A 20,109-nucleotide genomic window follows, 5' to 3' on the forward strand; every position below is an offset into this window, starting at 1 on the left:
CCACGAAGGGGACCCCATGAGCAGCATCCAGCGCACCATTGCCGCGCCCGGTTCCGGCGCCGCGCTCGGCACCAACAACGCGATCCGTTCCGGCGTGGCCGGAGACCCGGCCGGCCCCGGAAAGGGGCTCCGCGGCGGGCAGATCGGCCTCGCCGCTGCGGTCGTCATCGGCGTCAGCACCATCGCCCCGGCCTACGTGTTGACCTCGTCCGTCGGCCCCACGGCCGAGGCGGTCGGCAACCACCTGCCGGCGATCTTCATCGTGGGTTTCATCCCGATGTTCCTCGTCGCGCTCGGCTACCGCGAGCTCAACGCCGCCATGCCGGACAACGGCACCACGTTCACGTGGACGTGGAAGGCCTTCGGACCGCGCGCCGGATGGATGGGCGGATGGGCGATGCTGGCCGCGAACATCATCGTGCTCTCCAACCTCGCCGGGGTCGCCGTCGACTTCCTCTACCTGTGCCTCGCGCAGGCGACGGGCCGGCCGGAACTCGCCGAACTCGCGGCGGACCCGCTGGTCAACATCGCCACCTGCCTCGCCCTCGTGGCTGCGGCCGTCTGGGTGTCCAGCCGCGGGCTGCACACCACGCGCGGCGTGCAGCTGGCACTGGTGCTCCTGCAGGTCCTGGTGCTGGCATGGTTCTTCGCCGCCGCCCTCGGCCAGGCGGGCCGCCAGGCCGGCTCCCCCGCGTTCAGCTGGGATTGGTTCAACCCCCTGAATATCGGTTCCTTCTCGGCATTCGCGGTGGGGCTGAGCCTGTCGATCTTCGCGTTCTGGGGCTGGGACGTGTGCCTGACGATGAACGAGGAGACCCGCGACGGGGGGCGCGCCTCCGGGATCGCCGCCGGGGCGACCGCCGTCGTCGTGCTGGCGCTGTATCTGGCGGGGTCCGTCGCCGCGACGCTCTTCGCCGGAACCGGGGACACCGGGCTGGGCCTGGCGAACCCGGAGCACTCGGGGAACCTGTTCGCCGCGCTCGCGCACCCGGTGATGGGGCCGTTCGCGATCCTGCTGTCGCTGTCCGTGCTGGCGTCCTGCGCGGCCTCGCTCCAGTCCACCATGATCTCCCCCGCCCGGTCGTTGCTGGCCATGGGGCACCACGGCGCGCTGCCGGCGAGGTTCGCCCGGATCCATCCGCGGTTCGGGACCCCCGTCTTCGCGACGGTCTTCGCCGGCGTGGCCTCGGCGGGCTTCTACGCGCTGATGCGGGTGCTCTCCACCAACGTCCTGAACGACACGATCCTGGCGCTGGGCATGATGATCTGCTTCTACTACGGCATGACCGCCCTGGCATGCGTCTGGTACTTCCGGCGCAGCTCGTTCACCTCGGCACGGCACTTCCTGCTGCGCTTCGCGGCGCCGCTCGCCGGCGGGATCGCCCTGGTGGCGGTATTCCTGCAAACCGCGGTCGACTCGTGGGATCCGGCGTACGGATCCGGTTCCCATGCGTTCGGCGTGGGCCTGGTCTTCCTGGTCGGCGTCGGGATCATCGCCGTGGGGGCACTGTTCCTCGTGGGAGCCGGCCGGAGGCGGCCGGGGTTCTACGGGCGTCCGAAAACCGAGGGGCCCGTCACGGGTCCGAGCCTCTAGCGACAGGCACGATGCGCCGGGCGGAATATGACCATTGTGATGCATGTCACTCAGGCGTACGGTTGGATTCAACCACCCATTGAGTGCCTCGGCACACCCACGAGGTGCGTCGGGCGCGTTGTCCGGGGAGAGGACCATCAAGAACCTCGTCAAGACCGTCCTGGTCGCTTGCTTCCTGGGCTCGTCCCTCGTGGCGTCGATGGCACCGGCCTCCGCCGATGAAGTGCCGGGCGATCCCGTTCCGAGCGTGAACGGCCCCTGGCAGCAGGAGTACGGGGCGCTGCTGGCCCCCGCCACGGTGACGGACCCCGTGGCCGGCCGGCCCTACCGGGTGTATTCCCCGCCGGAGGGGACCACCCCGCGCGTGGCCCCCGACGGTACCGTCGTCGTGGAGGACCAGACGGGCACGCTGGTGGGCAGGTTGGGAGAGCCCCTGGCGTACACGGCATCCGGCGCCGTCAACCTTCTTCCGCGATCGGCCTACAGCGTCAGGGGACGCGACGTCTACCAGGCGCTCCACCCGTCGACGCCGGCACTGGCGAGGGTGACGTTCGCGCCCACGCTCATCCGCACGGGCAGTGCGGAGGACACGGAGATGGTCCGCGCCTACCGGCACTACTTCGAGGTCTCCGCACGGCCCGCTCGGCAGGACCCGTCCCAGCCGACCACGGCGTACGTCGCCGTCCCCGCCGACTACATCTACGACGTGAACCACGCCCGCAGGACGCTCCACGACTACTGCAGCTTCTCGCCGGATTCCTGGGGCAACGCGGACTTCCGCGGGCCGTGCGCGCGGCACGACCAGTGCATCGAGAACAACCTCTGGCGCGCACCGGAGGACCGGAAGCAGCATCGGGCCGCCGTCTGCGACGCCGATCTTCCCGACGACATGCACGAGAACTGCCAGGTCTATTCGCGCAAGGCCCTCCAGAGCTGCGAAGCCATCGCCGGCGTCTACTTCGCGGCCGTCAGCGTCCGCACGGGGTTCTACTAACGCCGAAGCGCCCGACCCCAGGCCAGGAGGCCCCTAGTTCGCGGAACGGGATCGCGCCTAGGCTGGAACCCATGGTCACCGTCGCCGAAAACCTCGTCCGGACCCTCTCCCTCAACGGTGTGAAGCGCATCTACGGCCTGCCCGGGGATTCGCTGAACGCCCTCACCGAGTCCCTCCGCACGCACGACGACATGGAGTGGGTGCATGTGCGGCACGAGGAGACGGCGGCCTTCGCCGCGGGGGCCGAGGCGGCCATGACCGGGGAACTGGCGGTCTGCGCCGGCAGCTGCGGCCCGGGCAACCTGCACCTGATCAACGGGCTCTTCGACGCCCACCGCAGCCGCGTGCCCGTGCTGGCGATCGCGGCGCACATCCCCACCAGCGAGATCGGCACCAACTACTTCCAGGAGACCCACCCGCAGGAATTGTTCCGCGAGTGCTCCGTCTACGTCGAGTACGTCGCCGACCCGAAGCAGATGCCGCGCATGCTGGAGATCGCGATGCGCGCGGCCATCGAGAAGCGCGGGGTGGCCGTCCTCGTCATCCCCGGGGACGTGGCGTCCGCCGAGGCCACCAGCGACCGGCGCACGGTGGTGAGGAAGGCGCGCTCCGCCGTCGTGCCGGTGCCCGAGCAGCTGCGGGAGGCGGCCGACGCGCTCAACGCGGCCAAGTCCGTGACCATTCTGGGCGGGGCCGGGACGGCCGGCGCCCACGCCGAGGTCATGCGGCTCGCGGAGCGGCTGAAGTCGCCGATCGTGCACGCCTTGCGCGGCAAGGAGCACCTGGAATACCGGAACCCGCACGACGTCGGCATGACGGGCCTGCTGGGCTTCGCGAGCGGCTACAAGGCCATGTCCGACGCGGACGCGATCCTCATGCTCGGCACCGATTTCCCGTATCCGCAGTTCTACCCGGACGGCGCCACGCTGATCCAGGTGGACATCCGGGGCGAGCAGATCGGGCGCCGGCACCCGGTGGACGTCGCGCTCGTGGGCGGGGTCGCCGAGACCGCCGCCGCGCTGCTGCCGCTGCTGGGGCAGAAGAAGGACAAGCACCTCCGGGACGCGCAGAAGCACTATGCGAAGACGCGGGAGAAGCTGGACGACCTGGCGACGCCGGCCCGCGTGGGCGCGCCCGTGCACCCGCAGTACCTGGCGCGGCGGATCAGCGAGCTGGCCGCGGAGGACGCGGTGTTCCTACCCGACGTCGGGTCCCCCGTGGTCTACGCGTCGCGGTACCTGAAAATGAATGGACGACGGCGGCTGCTCGGCTCGTTCTCCCACGGGTCCATGGCCAACGCGCTGCCCCAGGCGATCGGCGTGCTGGCGCAGGACCGCGCGCGGCAGGCGGTGACGCTCTCGGGCGACGGCGGCCTGGCCATGCTGCTGGGCGACCTCCTCACCCTGGTGCAGATGGACCTGCCGGCGAAGATCGTGGTGTTCAACAACTCGTCGCTGAACTTCGTGGAGCTGGAGATGAAGGCCGCGGGGCAGCTGCCGTTCGCCACCACGCTGCAGAACCCGAACTTCGCCGCCGTCGCCGAGGCGATGGGCATCAAGGGGATCCGGGTCGAGGACTCGGCCGGCGTGCACGCCGCGCTGACCGAGGCCTTCGCCCACGACGGCCCCGCCCTGGTGGACGTGGTCACCGACGCGCAGGAGCTGGCCATCCCGCCGGCCATCAAGCTGGAACAGGCCAAGGGGTTCGCGCTCTACACGCTGCGGACGGTGCTGTCCGGGCGTGGCGACGAACTGTTCGACCTGGCGAAGACGAACCTGCGGCAGCTGTTTTAGTGGACGGGTTGTCCCAGTCCGGGCCTGTGCTCGAAGGCGCCGGGCAGCATGGCCAGTAGCGTCTCCAGCTGCGTCGTCTCGCGCATCGTGAGAGTGGCCAGCAACCGACGCTTGTTGTCCATGCGGTGCGCGAATACGACGTCAATGGTCTCCCGCCCGCGCGCTGTCAACGCGTCGATGCGGCCTCGGCCGTCCATCTCGGAGGCCCGGCGTGCCATCAGGCTTGCCGCGAGGACGTCGAAGTGCCCCTCCCTCAGTCCGGAGGAAGTCGCCGAGGCGGTAAAGCTGTCCGATCACGCCCAGCGGACGCAGTCCTTCTTCCCGCAAGACTTCTTACAACCGACACGTGGCAAGGCGCCGTCCAGCGAGACCGACCTGTACCGAGAACGCTGGGGGCGAGCAGTCTTGCAACCCTGCCTAGCAAACCTCGTCCGGAATCCGTTGCTCAAGCACTCAAGCGAGACAACAGCCACGCTTTCCCATCTGTCTCGAAGAACAACAGCTTTGCGAGACAGCCGTCGCGGGCCTTGCCCGGGGATGTACGAGGCGGACAGTCGGGCCGCGCACTGTCTCGGAATGTCGTCTCTGCATCGACTGTCTCAGCCTCAAACGGGGAAAGGGTTTGGGAGCCACCTTCCTTGCTGGGCGCGGTGGCGCATCCTTCTCGCAACTGGTGCTGGGCGCGTCGGTCGGACCACATGCATCAGCGGAGAGTTTGTCCGAGCGCGACGAAGCCCCCAACGATTCGTGATTTTCTTTGGGAGTCTCTTAGCTTGCGCCCGTTAAGTCGAGTCGAAATAAACCGTCTCTTCTGTCACGCATTTTGTGAACAAATATCCAAGTGCTAATTTGTGCCCTTCTTCGGCTGTCATTCTCTACGAATTCTTGCTAACTTCGGGCAACCGTTCAATGGGGACGGTCTCGGCCAGCAAGAGTCTCATGGTGCGCCGCATGATGAAGAAGCGCCCTTTCCTAGGTATCTGCGGCGGCATCAGATGCCTTATTCGGAACTGGCGGGATTGCGGATGACCTGAATGTTCGAGCTGAGTCCTTTTCCCGTGCGTGCGCTGCGCTGCTGAACTAGCGAGCTCCTGGCGGACGGTCGTTGCTCGGACGGACAGCCAGAAGTTGCGCCCTTCCTCTCGCAGGGGGCGAGCCACGGAAAGTGGCTAGTCCTCTCGTTGGACGCAGCGGTAAGGGATAAGACCATGTCAAGCAAGATGGCCGCATTGTGTACGGCCGCATTGGTAGCGCTAGGAACAACTATTGGGGCGAGCCCGGCTCTGGCATTCGGCGACCACAAGGGCGTCACATCAGAGGGACTCAGTCCGGGAAGTTCTTCGAGCTTCCTACATGGGCCAATCATCGATGACATAAACGATGCACACGCTTGGATGGACAACAACGAGGGGCTACCTCCCCGCAACGTGTCCAAAGACGAGTACCACTTCGACGACTGCGAATTCGATAAGTCCGTCAGCACCATCAACAGCAGGTATTCATCCGTGATGACATTCCTCCAGCAACGGAGGGTGTTCCATGCAACAAATGAGTTCGGAAAAATACTACATACCGCTCAGGACCTATACAGCCACGCCAACTGGGTCGAACTCGGGTACCCACGGGACCCAAGAAGACCAGAAAAGCCGGAGGCATCAGATCTGGTGTCCTTCAGTGGCACCAAGAGTGCCGTCGACTCGTCCTGGACCGTTCCGAAGGGGGGGAGCATCGTGGCCAGCGACATCATTCTGGCCAATGACGACTGGTCGCCTCCCTTGGGTTGGCGAATCAAGAAGCACGGTGCCGGGGATTTTCAGTCTGTGCTTTACAACAGCACAGGCGTCCGTCAAGGACGCCTTTTGGAGACCGGGAAAGGATTTCTCGACGGCGAGTGTTCAATCCCCACTGCGGGCTACGGCGGTTTCACCCACGAAGAACTGAACAAAGACTCCCCAACCAACGCCAAATACAAGAAAGCCCGTGCCTTGGCCGAACTGCAGACCGCAAACGAATGGTGCCGCCTCGTTGCGAAAGCAGGCAGGGCGGACCGCGACGGTCTCCTTCTGGCCATGCTGGTGCGCCCAGGTGCCAACCCCCACCCAGCAAACACGCGTTGTAGGCCCGTTCCGGACTTCAACGACGCCTTCCACCATCGGGTGACCGTAGCCGTGGAAAGCGTTCAGATCCGCAACGACGGTGATGATTCGGGTAGCGGCGAGATCCAGCTCTCCGCGGCGTTCTACGACAACCCGCAGGCCTTCCACAAGTCCGTCCATAAGGAAAATCGGGGCGGTCCCATGTCGCTGAACACCGGCGCCCTCGTGCCGACGAAGCAGTTGCCCGAACCAATGACGATGTGCGTTCAGCGGGGCACGTCCGTGAACTGGGCCCTTCACGGCTGGGACAACGACGAAATTGGATCCGAGCCCAACTCGAACCTCTTCGACGATAAGGGCCGGTTTGCGGACAGCCTGTTAACGGGCGGTAGGGCGAAATTCTCTAGCGAAGCGAGCGGTTCACTCCCGCTGGCGTGGCAGGACTTCAACGTCCGAATCCGCATCACCCAAGGCGGGCGCTGCTGACAATATGGCCGGCGACTCCGCTGAAAAGGCGCGCAGAGCGACCGTGGCACAGGTTTCGGATCAAGCGCCTGCAGCCATCTTCGAGTTCGACCCCTCTCCCGGATGCGGGTCGCAGCAGCAATTTGACCCCCTATGCCGGGTCTCGAGTACGCGTAACCAGTCCCGGACTCGACATCTGCTCCGAGGAACGAAGGAGGAAAGTCAGCCATGAACGAAAAGCGATCCACCGCTACGGAGCTACGCCATGCGTGGTGGGCGATGTCCCGTAGGAAAGTGACACTCGACCCCCACCACAGATTCCTTCCCGTATTTTCGTGTGTGGCCCTAATCATGGCGCTTGTCACCACTCCAGATGGCGCCACCACAAGAGCACCAGCGGAAGACACCGCTCCGTCCGCAGTATTCCTAGATCCGGACGCCAAACCCATACTGAGCTGGAACGTGCCCGGCCGCTTTGAAGCCAGCTGGAAAGCGTACAACCACGGCACGGGCCTCTACGACAAGAACTTCGTAAACCCGACTAATTGGGCCATGACCCTGAATGCGTGCGCATCAGGATCCAAGAGACGCATCATTGCGTATACCTTCACCTTGACGAAAGTAGGGGATCCGTGGAGCTTCACACGCAGAACACCGGCCTGCCAACTCAAGCTGAACATCCTCAAGTCGCCGGGACTGTACAAGGCGACACTCGCCGTGCACACGGACTGGGGGGCAGGCACCGAAGGGGTGAGTCCGCTCCTTAACCAAAGCGTGGACTTCAAGGACCGCCTCATCGTCGCGATGGGAGACTCCCTGGCCTCTGGCGAAGGCAGCCCCGACAAACCCGGCTCCTACAAGACGTCCGAGAACTGGAAAGGCGAGATAAAAAAGACCGGAACCATTGAACCAGTCCAATGGGAGTCCCCCCAGTGCCACCGCTCAAAGCTCAGCGGCCCGGCCCGCGCCGCGAAAGCACTCGAAAACAGCCACACATCGGTCACCTTCATTAGCGCCGCCTGCTCCGGAGCAGAATTGTGGCACCTCATAGATACTCCCTACGCCGGCAGGGAAGCACTCTTCGCGCCCCTTCCCCCACAGGTGGACGCCATCAAACACGCCGTCGGAGTAAGGGGCCGGCCCATCGATGCCCTAGTGATAGCGGCGGGACTCAATGATCTCAACTTCAGCACCATCATCGAAAACTGCTCGACGAACTGGAAGGGCGGCAACTGCGTGGAGAAACCCGCGTGTTGGCCCGGCGGCAAGATCCTCGGTACGTATTTCCCGCCCAAGATGATCGGAAGGCACCTCGCTTGCTTCGGCGACGGTGGAATTGCCGATCAGATGAAGCAAATACCCGACAAATATGCCGCCCTAGCAGGCGCCTTGAGGACGAAGCTGCCCGGAGTGCGCTCCGTCCACCTAACAAGCTACCCAGCAAAGGTCTTCAAGGGCGGCGCCTGCGGATCGCTCCACTTTAACGGGGTCGGCATTAGCGCGAAGGAAGGCGCCCGGATGGCTGCTTGGGGATCGACACTCTCCACTACCATCGCGGCGGCTAGCACGCGCCACGGCTGGAGCAAGCCCGTCGACCTCACCCCCGTATTCGAGCGGCACTCGTATTGCGCGGGATGGAACGGAAAGTTCATTCCCCCAAGCTCCGACGGATGGTTCAAGACCTATGAATGGTCCTGGCGTCTGCAAGGAGACAAGTTCGGGACCGCACACCCCAATCCCCAGGGGCACCGCGCCTACGGGGACGAAATCCTGCGCAACATCAGGCTTCGCTAGTAGTGATCCAATCCCCCTCGATTGACCGCATCGGCGCCGAAATGGCCACGAAGAGTGCTAGAGAGGGGCGACTGCCCACCAGATACCATCCCTCTCGACATCTTAGAAACTGCGAGGGGACCCTATTCCATTCTTGGAGAAGGACATGACTTCGACCAGAGATCGTTCGGCATTTCGACGCATTTCCGTGCTGCTGTCTGTATTCATCCTGAGTTCGCTTTCCCTCGCCTCCGCCTCATCCGTTGCCGTCGCGGCTCCCCCCAGGGCCCCGACGGTATCCGTGTGGCACAACGGGGACCTGCAAGTCACCCTGTCGTGGCGCGACCAATCCACGAACGAGAAGGCCTTCCCGATCCGGTACAGGATCACGGGCGGCGTATGGAAGCAACTCACCTCCGTGCCGTCCTCGTCCGTGGGCACGACCGGGAAGCTGTACACCGCCACGCACGCGGTCCCGCGAGGCGAAACGTACTGTTATCAGGTCGGTGCGGCCAGTCTCGACGGAATCACATATAGCAGCGAAGAGTGTGCGCCGCCCACCGTGAACAACCAGCACCAGCTTGTGCCCGCCTACTTCTATCCCAGCAAGGCAAACAAAAAATGGGAGCAGATGTGCGACCGCATGAACACGCGCGGTGGCAGCTCCATCGCTGTCATGAATCCCGGGAATGGTCCCGGGACGGGCGCAACAGCCAATGCCGACTACACCAGGGTCGTTACCTACTGCCACGGAAAAGCACAAAAAACCATTGGCTACGTCTACACCGACTACGGGGCACGGCCAATCGCCCAAGTTAAGGCCGACGTCGATAAGTACTACAAGCTCTACAAGATCGACGGTATCTTCCTCGACGAGATGAGCAACAGCGCAACTGACCCTATCAAGGCGTACTACAGAAACCTCTACAACTACATCAAAACCAAGACTGCGGGCACGGAAACCGTTGTCGGCAACCCCGGTGCTGCGGCGTCCACCGGGTGGCAGCTAGGAACCGGCAGGGTGGCCGACATACTCGTCATCTTCGAGGGCACTGCGGAAAAGTACCGAACTTGGAGCCACCCGTCGTGGGTCAAGTACCAGCCCTCCAGGAACTTCAGTCACCTAATCTACGCAGCGAAAGATCCCGGATACCTGTCAGCCTGCCAACTATCGGTTCTCCGATATGCGGGTTACCTCTATGTCACCAACGACAATCTGCCCAACCCATGGGACACCCTGCCGCCCTACTGGATTAACCATGCGCCCATCTGCGCCTCACCGATCGAATAGGGGTAGCACCCAATCCGCGTCCGTGGAGTGCCCGATAGTGGTGGATCCGTACTTCATGTCCACGTAGATCCGTTTAACCGACATGCCCTCCCTCCGCAACGGCTTCGAACTGCCGGTCGAGGTCCTGCTTCGCGGTCGACACGTGTGAATCACAGTGATCAACGGTGGTGTTTCCGCAGCACTATTCGGCGGCAGGAACAATACTTTCGGACGCGCGCGCCGGGTCTGCCGCGGCGTGCCGGCGCAGGTACTGGTACACCGTCTCCCGGCTCAGCCCATACTCCCGGGCCAGGTCGGACTTCGGGACGCCGGCCGCCGCGCGGCGGACGAGCTCGGCGACCTGCTCCGCGTCCAGGGTTTGTCTGCGTCCCCTATAGGCGCCGCGGACCTTGGCCAGGGTGATGCCCTCGCGCTGGCGTTCCCGGATCAGGGACCGCTCGAACTCGGCGAACGCCCCCATCACGGACAGCATCAGGTTCGCCATCGGGGAATCCTCCCCCGTGAACACCAACCCTCCTTCAGGAACTCGACACGCACCCCCTTGCCGGCGAGCGAGCGGACCACGGCGCGCAGGTCATCCAGGTTCCGCGCCAGCCGGTCCATGCTGTGCACGACGACAGTGTCCCCCTCGCGTGCAAACCCGACCAGCTCCACCAGCTGCGGACGCTCCGCGTCCTTGCCCGAGGCCTTGTCCGTGAACACCCGGTCCAGGGCCTCTCCCTCGAGCTGGCGCGGCTCGTTCTGGTCCAGCGTGCTCACCCGCACGTACCCGATCCGCTGACTCAAGACCCGTCCCCCAGCTTTCCTGCCATCCAACCCAACTGTCAGGATGAACTCTGAGACCCTGCGCCGAAGGTATCTATTATCGTGAAAATCGATCCTAACCTGACGCGTTGGAACGTCGTCCCTGACGTCAGGCTGGGGTGTACCCCAATTGGACGTCCCCACAAATGGATCGCCGTGGCGTCCCGGCCGGGAACGGCCCGGTGAAGGTCCATGGTCGTTCCAGTTGCGACGCAGCTGTATCTGGCACTAATGCCCCCACATGTGTCGGTCTCGAACGACCGAGTGGATATGAAAATGACACTGGAGCCAGGTACCAACTATTTCGTACTTCTCGATTCCCGCACGGAAGCGATGACCAGTAAGCTCGCCACACCCGGTATCGATCACAGAGGTTAGAGCCTCACGTCCGGGGAAGTCTCTGCGAATGAGCTCGAAAATGACAGCGCCGCTACAACGAACTGCACGGGCTCCGGCGGCCGGACCCCGGCGGGGCAAGAGTCGACGAAAAACTAACCAGCATCGGCTTGAATGGTCAGATGACCACGATCCACTGGACGAACCTTGTCGTCGAAACCCAATTCGCCACAGAGCTGACCCTTACTGGACTTCGGAGGCTGTGCTCCGTCCCTACAGAGCCTGAACTGGTCGATTTTGGCAGCGACGAATTGAACTACGCACTTCACGTCGGGATGTACTCGTATTCGTCCGGCCTAGAGCGCCTGTGCAAGCTGGCTATCGCCTGCCACGGGTACGGGAACACTGGAAAGTTCCCCAAACTCAAAAATTACTCGCACAGGATTGGAAAACTGTTCGACGCGGTTGAGGCGTTGACTCCAATAGGCCTTGGCGCCTCGATGCACGAAGCGGAGTACCTCGTCCGACCGGTGGATTCCCTCGACCCCGATCTCACGATTACGATCGAACGGTTCGCAAACGGAGCCGGACGGTACGAGCACCTGGACTCGCTGTGGAACGACAACGCCCAGGTGAATACCTACAACGAGTGGTGTGCTCTTGCTGCGCGGGCTTCGGTCTCCGAAGAAGTGCGCGAGCTAATTTCGATCAGGAATGGAATGGCGCACGCAATTCAAACGGAACTGATACAGGCCGATCTCGAAACTACCGGGCAGATGGTGATGGATGACCTGGTGCTTCCGACGTTCGAGCCGTCGATTGGCGTGGCACTAAGCCTGTTCCGGAAGGTCCGGTGGGTGTCAACAATCCTTGATACTGCCACTAACACCCCGGCTGCGGGCCTCCCGATGCTAGGCGACGTCGTCTCTCGAAACTTCATCCACACGTCTACGGACTTCTTCAACTACCACATCGCCGGAATCGCGGACAAGGAAGTGGTAGTCGATGAGCTGATAGCGGCGAACGAACGGACCAGCGGACGAGCGACGGAAGTTGACGACGAGCATGTCGATGGCTGGTAGGCAAGCGGACTGTACTTGCGGCTAGACATCTGAGACGGATCCCGTAACTCAAACTGTGGTCGATGGTTTCATTTTAAGTCTCCACCACCGTTGATAGCGAGAACGCTTGTTGATCATGCTTCTCAGTTGATGCAGGCTGTGGTACACTTGAAACGTTCAGCAATGGACTTCTGGAAACGCTGGCTATGGGCCACACCGATTCACGATCGGGCGTTTCACGGAAACGGTTCGATCCCGGTTCGACTCCGTGGCGGCGAAGAGGAGCTGTTGGCCTCCTAGACGTAGCTTAAATGGCAAAGCCACCGTCGTTATTGTATGGAGGGCCCGACTCACAGTTGGGCCCTCCATATATTTAAGGGTTCCCAATCCTCTTCCGGGCGTCGGCGAGCTCTGCTGCCTTGATGTTCACGGCACCGTAGTACTTCCTGGCTATGCCCTGAATACGCTTGTCCTGCTGGCCTGGATTACCCGGCACCCAAGGATCCTTCCACTCTTCGGCTACAAGATCGGCCCAGATAGAAGCTGAGAGAACTGGTTGTAGCCCCTCGTTCGCCTCCGTTGCCAGCCGCTTGGTCAGAGCGAGTGTCCCGATGAGTTCCGGGAGGCCTAACTTAACTCGGTCTCCCGTCCTGTACGCCGGAAAGGGTTCACCAGTGACGTCCTCCCATACACGTAGGCTGGTCGCACTGCAGGCTGCGATTGCAGTAGCAAAGCGCTGTCGCACGACGCCACCGTTGTGAATGTGCTCGTTACGTGCCAAGCGAATCAGATGAAACAGCTGTAGGGACGCTGCCGTGAATGTCATGTTTGCGGCAGCCTCAAACTTTTCGTGGAGATTTGAGGCAGTGACGTTGTCCTTCGACTTTGTCGATCCGGGCGAGTTCAGCTCAAGCAGACCGAGCATGCCCGTCATCAAATCCTCGTGTAGCGCCATGATCTGCGGTACAGCCAAGACGCCCAACAGATTTTCCGCGTCGTTGAGAACAACCCGCGCCTTCTCGGTCGTCAGATTGAAACGCTCAATGTGTGGAACTTCGGGGAATATGTCCTTCAGGCGCAAGCGGGACCCTGCGGTCAGGGTGAGTGTCTGAGAAGCGAGTTTGGAGCCAGCCAACAGACCCATCATCGTGTCATTTGTGGCCACCCGCTGTCGCAGATAGTCCCTGTACCGCTTGTATTTAACTTCTGCCATATTCTTCTTCCCCACTGGTTGGAACTATGTGCCTTCGGTTCGATCCTTTGCGGGTGCAGCGTTGCATGAAGGCAATGATTTCGCGTTGCGTCTTGCCCTGGAGGGCGGCGTAGGCCTTGAACTCGTGGGCAAGGTCCTCGGGCACGTCGAAGTTCATCCGTTTTAGCGGCTGCCCAACAGCTGCGGACTTCTTGGCGTTCATGCGGTGGCTTCCTGCCTGGCGTGGTCGATCGCGGTTTGGATGTGGACGGGATTCAGTCCGGACCGGCTAGGTGGTGGCCGTTGTAGCCGACGCCGGCGCGTTCATCTGGGCGGGGACGGCGAAACCGCCGCCATGGCGCCAGTCGGCTCGGCGGCGTCGCCCAGGAAGTCCTGGGCGGCCGCTTCGCGCCAGATCGCCCACAGGCTGAAGACGGCCGCGGCCAGCCCGACGATCCGGGCCGCAAGGGCCAGCAGGGAGAAGCCGCTGCCGAATGGGCCGTTGCTCGCTGCGTCGAAAAGTGCGAGCAGTCCGGCAAGGATCCACAGGCCAAGGCCGAGCAGGAGCGCCCGAATAGCAGGTCGTGGTCGTGCAGGCATTTCGGTCCCCTGGGAGCTCAAAGTTCGAGCCCTCAGGTTATCCCGTACCGCGGGTTGCTTCGGACCGGCCACGGGGCCTTCATCGGCGGTATCCGAGTTTCTTGGAGCAGGTCGGCCAGGCCTTCCAGCCCTGCTTGGCGAGGACTTTGTTGGCGATCTTGATTTGCCCGGCCTTGGAAGCCTTGCGCGGATAGCCCTTGCCGCCGTAGGCCTTCTAGGTGAGGAGGTTGAACTGCAGGCCGCCGTAGTGGCCGTTGCCGGTGTTGATGGACCAGCGTCCGCCGGACTCGCACTCGGCGATCTTCGCCCATTGGGCGGTGGTGGCGGGGGCGGCCGCGGCGAGAGAGGCTCCGGCGGACAAGCCTAGGGCGAGGGTCAGGACAGCGAACACGACGGTGAGTTTGCGGAGGGTTTTCTGCATGGGTGGGCTCCGAAGGTCGGGGACAAGGACGGGGCTCAGCTAGGCGCCGGTGATGCTACGGGTGTCGGGCGCCGGTTCGATCACGGGTGCGCCTTCGACAATCCGACCTGTGTGGCAGTTGGTCTGGCAGTACCGGGTGTTACTGAAATGTTACCTTGCGCGGGGAGTGCTCTAGCGGTGACGATGTGGTCCCAGTGGCCGCGGGTTCTCCGACACGAGATCTACGCGTCGTTCGTCGAGCACGACATGGACGATACTGTGAACGACGTCAAGCAGGCGTGGCGCGAAGGTTGGCTAAAGCTGGCACCAATCCAGAAGTTGATCGCCGGCTGTCCGGAACTCCATCGGCCCGGGTCGCGAGCAGTGACCCGAGCGCGCCTTCGGGAACACCGATAACGGCGCATACGACGGCAGCTCTGCCAGCGGGTCCCATGTAGCCGAACTTCGCCTCTGACGAGCCCTCCTCGTCGAGGGGCTCGTCGCCGTTTCCGCCTCCACGAGGCCGGATGGCCACTAGCCCGATCGTCGGTGCCACGGGCTAGTCTGCTCCTAAAGCCCAGAAGGAGACCCACATGTCCGCAACGGAAAACAACGCACGCCGAGTGCGCCTCGTCCTCGAACTCCTCGCGGACCATCCCGAAGGACTCCCGAAGACCGCCGGACCCGAGGCCGTCTTCCCCCAGGTCTTTTCCCAGGTCCCCCAAGAGGAGCACGAGGCCGAACTGCTCCCGAGCGGACTCTCGCGCGCCGAAGCCACCCTGACATGGTCCAGCGTGGACCTGGTCAAAGCCGGCTGGCTAAAGAAAAGCGGCCGCGGCCTGTGGGAAATCACCCCCGATGGCCGGCAGGCCCTCGAGGACTACCCCGACGCCCCAACGCTCGTGACCGAGGCACGCAACCGGTACAACGCCTGGAACGCCCTGAGTAGCGAACGAAAGAACGAGCAGCTCAGAACGACAATCGTCGCCGTGGACAAGGACGAGGAAGCGGTCCGGCTGGCCGCCCTGCCCTTCGTGGAACGCGGCCTGCAAGACGGCGACTCCGTCTTCGCCCCCGGCCGCGCCATCTGGGCAACCGGCCCGCTCGACGAGCTCCGCTCGGTGTTCGTCGACGCCCCGGACCCCGAGGCCGGCAACTTCGTGGAAAAACTCGAGGTCCAGCTGGCCCACGCCTCCGACGACGCCCGCCTGCTGATGGCCGAGCTGGTGTGCTGGCAACTACTCCCGATCAGCCCCGGGGCAATCGGGGAACGGGCGAAGAAGGAACGCGTCCAAACCCTCCTGGGCTACATGGACCATCCCGTCCAAATACCGACGGAGGTGTCCAAGGCCTTCAAGTCCGGAAGCTTCAACCCCGGCACCGCCATGAGCAACAACCTCTACGCCGCGCTCGTGATGATCATCGGGCTGCTCGATGGCTGGCTGCGGCAGACCGAGGCCGAGAAGGAACGCCTGCTCGGAGACGCCTGGGCCTGGCGCGACTTCGTGAACGACCTGCCCGGCCACCGGTTCCCCACGCAACGCAACACGCTGTCCTACATCGTCCACCCGCAGCGCATCAGCTCCATCGTCTCGGAAAAGCACAAGCTCGCCATCCGCGCGGCCTTCGTCGGCGAAATCAGCGCCGACACGACCGACGTCGACCGCGACCTGCTCGCCATCATCCTGAAACTCCAGCAAAAGACCGGCGGGCCCGTGGACTTCTACGAGGAACCCTTCGCCCACGCATGGAACCAACAACCCGCCCCCGACACGGAACCGGACCCCGAGCCGGACGCGGAGCCGCCCGCCGCCGAGACGGCGCGCTCCGGTCAACGGCGCCCGTTCCCACCCGCCGACGCCGAGCTGGCCGACTCGCTGTTCTTCGATCGGGGATGGCTGCAGAAGCAGCTGGACCTCCTCGAGCGCCGCGGACAGGTCATCCTCTACGGGCCCCCCGGGACCGGGAAGACCTTCGTGGCCATGAAACTCGCCGAACACGTCGCCGGCGCCGACGAGTACACCGAAATCGTCCAGTTCCACCCCAGCTACTCGTACGAGGACTTCTTCCAGGGCTACCGCCCGGCCACCACGGCCGCCGGGTCCCTGACCTACGAGCTCAAGGACGGGCCGCTGCGCCGGATCGTGGACCAGGCCCTGAAGAACCCGGAATTCAACTACGTCCTGGTCATCGACGAGATCAACCGGGGGAACCTGGCCAAGATCTTCGGGGAACTGTACTTCCTCCTGGAATACCGGGACCGGCCGATCAAGCTGCAGTACAGCAAGGACGACGAGGACTCCTTCGTCCTTCCGGCCAATCTCTTCCTCATCGGCACGATGAACACCAGCGACCGGTCCATCGCGCTGCTGGACGCCGCCATGCGCCGGCGCTTCTCCTTCGTCGAGCTGCACCCGGACAAGCACCCCACCAAGACCGTCCTCGCCCGGTGGCTGGACCACCACGACCTGGACGGGGAACCCGCGGCCCTCCTGGCCGCGGTCAACGGCAAGATCGGGGCCTCCGACTTCAGGATCGGCCCCAGCTACCTGATGCCCAAGGGCGACCGGTTCCGTCCCGGCCAGCTGGAGGACATCTGGGAATACGACATCTTGCCCCTCCTGACCGAGCACCACTACGGCGAACGGATCGATGTCGAGAAGACCTACGGCCTCAAGGCCCTCCGCGCGCAGCTGGACACCCCTCCCCCGGCGGCCCCCGGCCCGCCGGACCCGGTCGCCGGCTAGCCGGATGGAACGGCTGGAACTGCGCGAAAGCGGCAGCCCCGAACGCCACCGGCTGCCCGCCGACGTCGCCGCGGCCCTCAACCAGCTCGACGTCGCCACCGTCACCCCGGCCGGCGGCGGGGACTGGACCGTGGCCAACATCCGCAAGGTCGGCGTCGTCCGGGTCGCCGACTGCCAGGTCACGATCCACCCCAAGGTGCCCGTCGCCAGGCTCTTCTTCCTGATGGGGTACTCCCTGGACCGCGACTTCTGGCGGGACGAGGGCGTCGCCCTCGCCGGCGACACCGACAGCGACCTGGTGAACACCATCGCCGTCGCGTTCCTCCGGCACGCCGCCCGGGCCACCGGGCAGGGACTCCTCCAGGGCTACGAGGTCCACGAGGAATCCCTGCCCCTGGTGCGGGGCCGCATCGACCTGCCCGCGCAGATCGGCCGGCGCGGAGGACTGGCCTTCCCCGCGCAAGTGGTCTTCGACGAGTTCACCGTCGACATCGCCGAGAACCGGCTGCTCCTCTCCGCGGCGCGGCGCCTGCTGGGCCTGTCCACGCTCACGCCCCGGCTGCGGACGGACCTGCGCAAGATGACGCAGGCCCTGGACGGGGTCACCCCGCTGGCCGGCGGCCAGCCGCTGCCCCGGGTGCGCTTCACCCGGCTCAACGCCCGCTACCGGGCCCCCCTCGTCCTGGCCGAACTGATCCTCGGGAACTCGTCCCTGGACCAGGACACCGGGGACGTCGACGCCACCGCGTTCCTGTTCGACATGTGGAGGATCTTCGAGGACTTCGTCGCCACCGCCCTGGCCGACGGCTTGGAGGACCGGGGCGGGACGGCGACGTCCCAGGCGACCGGAAGGTATCTCGACGCCGGGTCGCAGGTCGCGCTCCGCCCGGACCTGCTCTGGCACGACGGCGGCCGTCCGAAGGCGGTCGTGGACGCCAAGTACAAGGCCGTGCGATCCGCCGCCCACCCGAACGCCGACGTCTACCAAATGCTGGCCTACTGCGTGCGCTTCGACCTCGACACCGGCCACCTCGTCTACGCCAAGGGCGCGGAGGATCCGGCGGTCCACGAGGTTATCGGGCACAAGGCCTCCATCCTCTGCCACGCGGTCGACCTCGACCAATCCCCGTTCGCGCTGCTGGACCAGATGTCCCGGCTGGCCGAGAGGATCTCCGGGCAGGCCCACCGGTGACCCCCGCGTAGCCGGGCCGCCTCATCCCACCCGGGTCCCTGCCCGGGGGGCGGCCGCGCTAGGCAGGTCGTCTGGGTCCAACACGCGGTCGGTCCTCGCCAGCGAATCGCCCAGAAGGCCCTTCGGTATGCGGCGACTTACATATCCCACCTCAGGGCTATGGACGGCAACGGGGCAGCGACGGCAATCCGGGCACGGAACCCAGAACGCGCACCGAAGTTGCCGTCAAATGTCACTGCCACCACCTATGGTGGGGATGTCAACGAGGGGGAGAAAACAAGACATGACTACCGATAGCAACGCGCCAGTGCCGGTATGGACACTCGCCACCGAGGACGTGGACGTTCCGAATGTGTTGGGCGATGAGGGCATGACCCCCGCCCGCCTCGCCGAGCTGAGAACGGTTCTGGCAACACTTGCAGCCGCTCCGATCGCAACGCTGGAAGCGCATCCGATGTCGACCAAACGCGATCGGAACGGAGGCATTCCACTGCATGCAGCCAGTCCGCTCGCGCAGCAGCTGTCGCAGCTCCTCACCCAGACGGCGAAGGCAGCACCGCCGACGCTGAACGTCGCCGCGACCGGTGACGTGCTCTACCGAATGGTGGTTCCGGCGAAGGTCGCCGCGCAGGTCGGCAAGGGACTCGTGCAGCCCATGGCTTCAAAGGCACATGCAGGGGGCATCTACGGCTCGCTGGTCAACTCCGCCGGGATCGCAGCGAACGCCACGTTTGTACCCGTCGCCGGGAAAGCAGCAGCTGCGGGAGCGGCAACCGGCTCGGCCGCAACCGCCGGTGTGGCGGTCGCGGGCGCCGGGGCGTTGACCGTGGCCGCGCCACTTGTGCTCATGGCGGTTGCGGTCAGTGTCAGCGCCCACGCCGATCACCAGCGCCAGGAATCGATCGAGCGGATCACGGACCTGTTGGAGCAGCTGCACGATGGCAAGCTCGAAGACGAGCGCAGCGAGCTTGACGGTTGCCGTGACGCCATCGACAAAGCCACCTCGATCGTCCTCGATCAGGGCCGCATCGGCCTGTCCCTTGGCCTTGACTCCGCCGTGCACGCCATAGGCAAGTCGATTGAACGGACCCGCAGACGGCTCACCAGGTGGCAGGACGCGCTGGGCGCGCTTCCGGACGGCCCGGTCGAAGTCGGAGCCCTCACGAAAGCTTTTCCCGGCATCACCGAGGAAGGCGGCACCTTCCGTGCGCACCTCGAGCTCGCGAGGCTCGCGATCGCCCTCAAACGCCGGGTACTGGTCCTGCAGGCCGTCGAGCATGCGCAACTGGAGGGCGCGAGCCACCCGTTCAGGACCTTCGTCCGCACACTGCAGGACGACGAGCGTCGAGTCGACGCATTGGAATCGGGAATCACTTCGATACTTCTTCGGCTGTCGACTCTCGAACTGAAGCGTCACGGCGGCCTGCGACACGTCATGTTCACGCAAGGCGAGGTGGACAACCTCCTCAAGGCCGCGTACCGCCTTCGCGCCCTGGGCGATGGCCTCAACGTGGGAATCCACCAAGCCGACGTGTCGATTGAGATTGAACGAAACAGCGACGGATCTCTCGTGGTGTTTCCCGCTCTCGCCGCCTGATCATCCCCGGAGTCCCCGCGACCCAGCGTGACGGCGCGTGCCTCGGGAAACAGACATGCCCTGGTCACCGTCGCTGTGGCGGGTCCGCAACGACTGCGGGAGTGGTGCCTCGACAAGCCTCAAACGACGGCGCGGCATCGCGACGAGGTCAGGCCAGCTCGCCCGCCATCGCAC

General features: G+C 64.3%; 14 protein-coding genes and 2 pseudogenes. 10 read left to right on the forward strand and 6 right to left on the reverse strand.

The genetic code is table 11. The features are described from left to right. The first annotated feature begins 16 nt into the window (after positions 1-16). From ACETWP_RS15770 to poxB, 3 genes are all read left to right on the forward strand, one after another. The gene (locus ACETWP_RS15770) at positions 17-1,594 is read left to right on the forward strand and encodes an APC family permease (protein WP_373973225.1); all 1,578 of its coding nucleotides are present in this window, start codon (positions 17-19) and stop codon (positions 1,592-1,594) included. A 118-nt stretch (positions 1,595-1,712) separates the two neighbouring features. Next, positions 1,713-2,588, forward strand: a complete 876-nt coding sequence (locus tag ACETWP_RS15775; RefSeq protein ID WP_373973226.1) for a phospholipase A2 — start codon at positions 1,713-1,715, stop codon at positions 2,586-2,588. A gap of 71 nt (positions 2,589-2,659) precedes the next feature. After that, positions 2,660-4,381, forward strand: coding sequence for a ubiquinone-dependent pyruvate dehydrogenase (poxB, locus tag ACETWP_RS15780; RefSeq protein ID WP_373973227.1), 1,722 nt, complete (start codon positions 2,660-2,662; stop codon positions 4,379-4,381). On the opposite strand, the gene ACETWP_RS15785 is transcribed toward poxB, so the two are convergent. Then, the gene (locus tag ACETWP_RS15785; RefSeq protein WP_373973228.1) at positions 4,378-4,503 is read right to left on the reverse strand and encodes a hypothetical protein; all 126 of its coding nucleotides are present in this window, start codon (positions 4,501-4,503) and stop codon (positions 4,378-4,380) included. The two genes, poxB and ACETWP_RS15785, sit on opposite strands and share 4 nt — an antisense overlap. A 1,098-nt stretch (positions 4,504-5,601) precedes the next feature. Between ACETWP_RS15785 and ACETWP_RS15790 the strand changes: the two genes are divergently transcribed. The 3 genes from ACETWP_RS15790 to ACETWP_RS15800 all read left to right on the forward strand — a co-directional run bounded on the left by ACETWP_RS15790 (position 5,602) and on the right by ACETWP_RS15800 (position 10,006). Beyond that, positions 5,602-6,963: a hypothetical protein gene (locus ACETWP_RS15790; RefSeq protein ID WP_445012767.1), complete on the forward strand. Its 1,362-nt coding sequence runs from the start codon at positions 5,602-5,604 to the stop codon at positions 6,961-6,963. Between the two features lie 330 nt (positions 6,964-7,293). Continuing rightward, complete coding sequence (locus tag ACETWP_RS15795; RefSeq protein WP_373973230.1) at positions 7,294-8,736, forward strand: SGNH/GDSL hydrolase family protein; 1,443 nt, start codon at positions 7,294-7,296, stop codon at positions 8,734-8,736. 145 nt (positions 8,737-8,881) lie between these two features. Further along, positions 8,882-10,006, forward strand: a complete 1,125-nt coding sequence (locus ACETWP_RS15800; protein WP_373973231.1) for a spherulation-specific family 4 protein — start codon at positions 8,882-8,884, stop codon at positions 10,004-10,006. A gap of 181 nt (positions 10,007-10,187) precedes the next feature. Here ACETWP_RS15800 and ACETWP_RS15805 read toward each other — a convergent pair. Beyond that, positions 10,188-10,792: pseudogene (locus ACETWP_RS15805) on the reverse strand (recombinase family protein). Between the two features lie 536 nt (positions 10,793-11,328). Between ACETWP_RS15805 and ACETWP_RS15810 the strand changes: the two are divergent. Beyond that, positions 11,329-12,228, forward strand: a complete 900-nt coding sequence (locus ACETWP_RS15810; RefSeq protein ID WP_373973232.1) for a hypothetical protein — start codon at positions 11,329-11,331, stop codon at positions 12,226-12,228. A gap of 352 nt (positions 12,229-12,580) precedes the next feature. Here the strand turns inward: ACETWP_RS15810 and ACETWP_RS15815 are convergent, their stop codons facing one another. From ACETWP_RS15815 to ACETWP_RS15830, 4 genes and pseudogenes are all read right to left on the reverse strand, one after another. Then, positions 12,581-13,420, reverse strand: coding sequence for a hypothetical protein (locus ACETWP_RS15815; protein ID WP_373973233.1), 840 nt, complete (start codon positions 13,418-13,420; stop codon positions 12,581-12,583). Beyond that, positions 13,407-13,622 (reverse strand): hypothetical protein, encoded by a 216-nt coding sequence (locus tag ACETWP_RS15820; protein ID WP_373973234.1) that lies wholly within the window; start codon positions 13,620-13,622, stop codon positions 13,407-13,409. The genes ACETWP_RS15815 and ACETWP_RS15820 overlap by 14 nt, the downstream gene beginning before the upstream one ends. 101 nt (positions 13,623-13,723) lie before the next feature. After that, the gene (locus tag ACETWP_RS15825; RefSeq protein ID WP_373973235.1) at positions 13,724-13,999 is read right to left on the reverse strand and encodes a hypothetical protein; all 276 of its coding nucleotides are present in this window, start codon (positions 13,997-13,999) and stop codon (positions 13,724-13,726) included. Between the two features lie 79 nt (positions 14,000-14,078). Beyond that, positions 14,079-14,420: pseudogene (locus ACETWP_RS15830) on the reverse strand (transglycosylase family protein). Positions 14,421-14,992: 572 nt separating this feature from the next. On the opposite strand from ACETWP_RS15830, the gene ACETWP_RS15835 reads away from it, so the two are divergent. The 3 genes from ACETWP_RS15835 (at position 14,993) to ACETWP_RS15845 (ending at position 19,935) form a co-directional block, all read left to right on the forward strand. Further along, the gene (locus tag ACETWP_RS15835) at positions 14,993-17,146 is read left to right on the forward strand and encodes an AAA family ATPase (protein ID WP_373973236.1); all 2,154 of its coding nucleotides are present in this window, start codon (positions 14,993-14,995) and stop codon (positions 17,144-17,146) included. 4 nt (positions 17,147-17,150) lie between these two features. After that, complete coding sequence (locus ACETWP_RS15840; protein WP_373973237.1) at positions 17,151-18,338, forward strand: McrC family protein; 1,188 nt, start codon at positions 17,151-17,153, stop codon at positions 18,336-18,338. 283 nt (positions 18,339-18,621) lie between these two features. Further along, complete coding sequence (locus ACETWP_RS15845) at positions 18,622-19,935, forward strand: hypothetical protein (RefSeq protein WP_373973238.1); 1,314 nt, start codon at positions 18,622-18,624, stop codon at positions 19,933-19,935. Positions 19,936-20,109: the final 174 nt, after the last annotated feature.

This window comes from Arthrobacter halodurans, from assembly GCF_041877255.1.
GTDB lineage: Bacteria > Actinomycetota > Actinomycetes > Actinomycetales > Micrococcaceae > Arthrobacter_N > Arthrobacter_N halodurans.

Coding starts and splice junctions, on each gene's coding strand:
- ACETWP_RS15785 (WP_373973228.1), bottom strand. CDS start 4,503: ATGGACAACAAGCGTCGGTTGCTGGCCACTCTCACGATGCGCGAGACG.
- ACETWP_RS15820 (WP_373973234.1), bottom strand. CDS start 13,622: ATGAACGCCAAGAAGTCCGCAGCTGTTGGGCAGCCGCTAAAACGGATG.
- ACETWP_RS15800 (WP_373973231.1), top strand. CDS start 8,882: ATGACTTCGACCAGAGATCGTTCGGCATTTCGACGCATTTCCGTGCTG.
- ACETWP_RS15835 (WP_373973236.1), top strand. CDS start 14,993: ATGTCCGCAACGGAAAACAACGCACGCCGAGTGCGCCTCGTCCTCGAA.
- ACETWP_RS15840 (WP_373973237.1), top strand. CDS start 17,151: ATGGAACGGCTGGAACTGCGCGAAAGCGGCAGCCCCGAACGCCACCGG.
- poxB (WP_373973227.1), top strand. CDS start 2,660: ATGGTCACCGTCGCCGAAAACCTCGTCCGGACCCTCTCCCTCAACGGT.
- ACETWP_RS15815 (WP_373973233.1), bottom strand. CDS start 13,420: ATGGCAGAAGTTAAATACAAGCGGTACAGGGACTATCTGCGACAGCGG.
- ACETWP_RS15825 (WP_373973235.1), bottom strand. CDS start 13,999: ATGCCTGCACGACCACGACCTGCTATTCGGGCGCTCCTGCTCGGCCTT.
- ACETWP_RS15770 (WP_373973225.1), top strand. CDS start 17: ATGAGCAGCATCCAGCGCACCATTGCCGCGCCCGGTTCCGGCGCCGCG.
- ACETWP_RS15845 (WP_373973238.1), top strand. CDS start 18,622: ATGACTACCGATAGCAACGCGCCAGTGCCGGTATGGACACTCGCCACC.
- ACETWP_RS15795 (WP_373973230.1), top strand. CDS start 7,294: ATGGCGCTTGTCACCACTCCAGATGGCGCCACCACAAGAGCACCAGCG.
- ACETWP_RS15790 (WP_445012767.1), top strand. CDS start 5,602: ATGGCCGCATTGTGTACGGCCGCATTGGTAGCGCTAGGAACAACTATT.
- ACETWP_RS15810 (WP_373973232.1), top strand. CDS start 11,329: ATGACCACGATCCACTGGACGAACCTTGTCGTCGAAACCCAATTCGCC.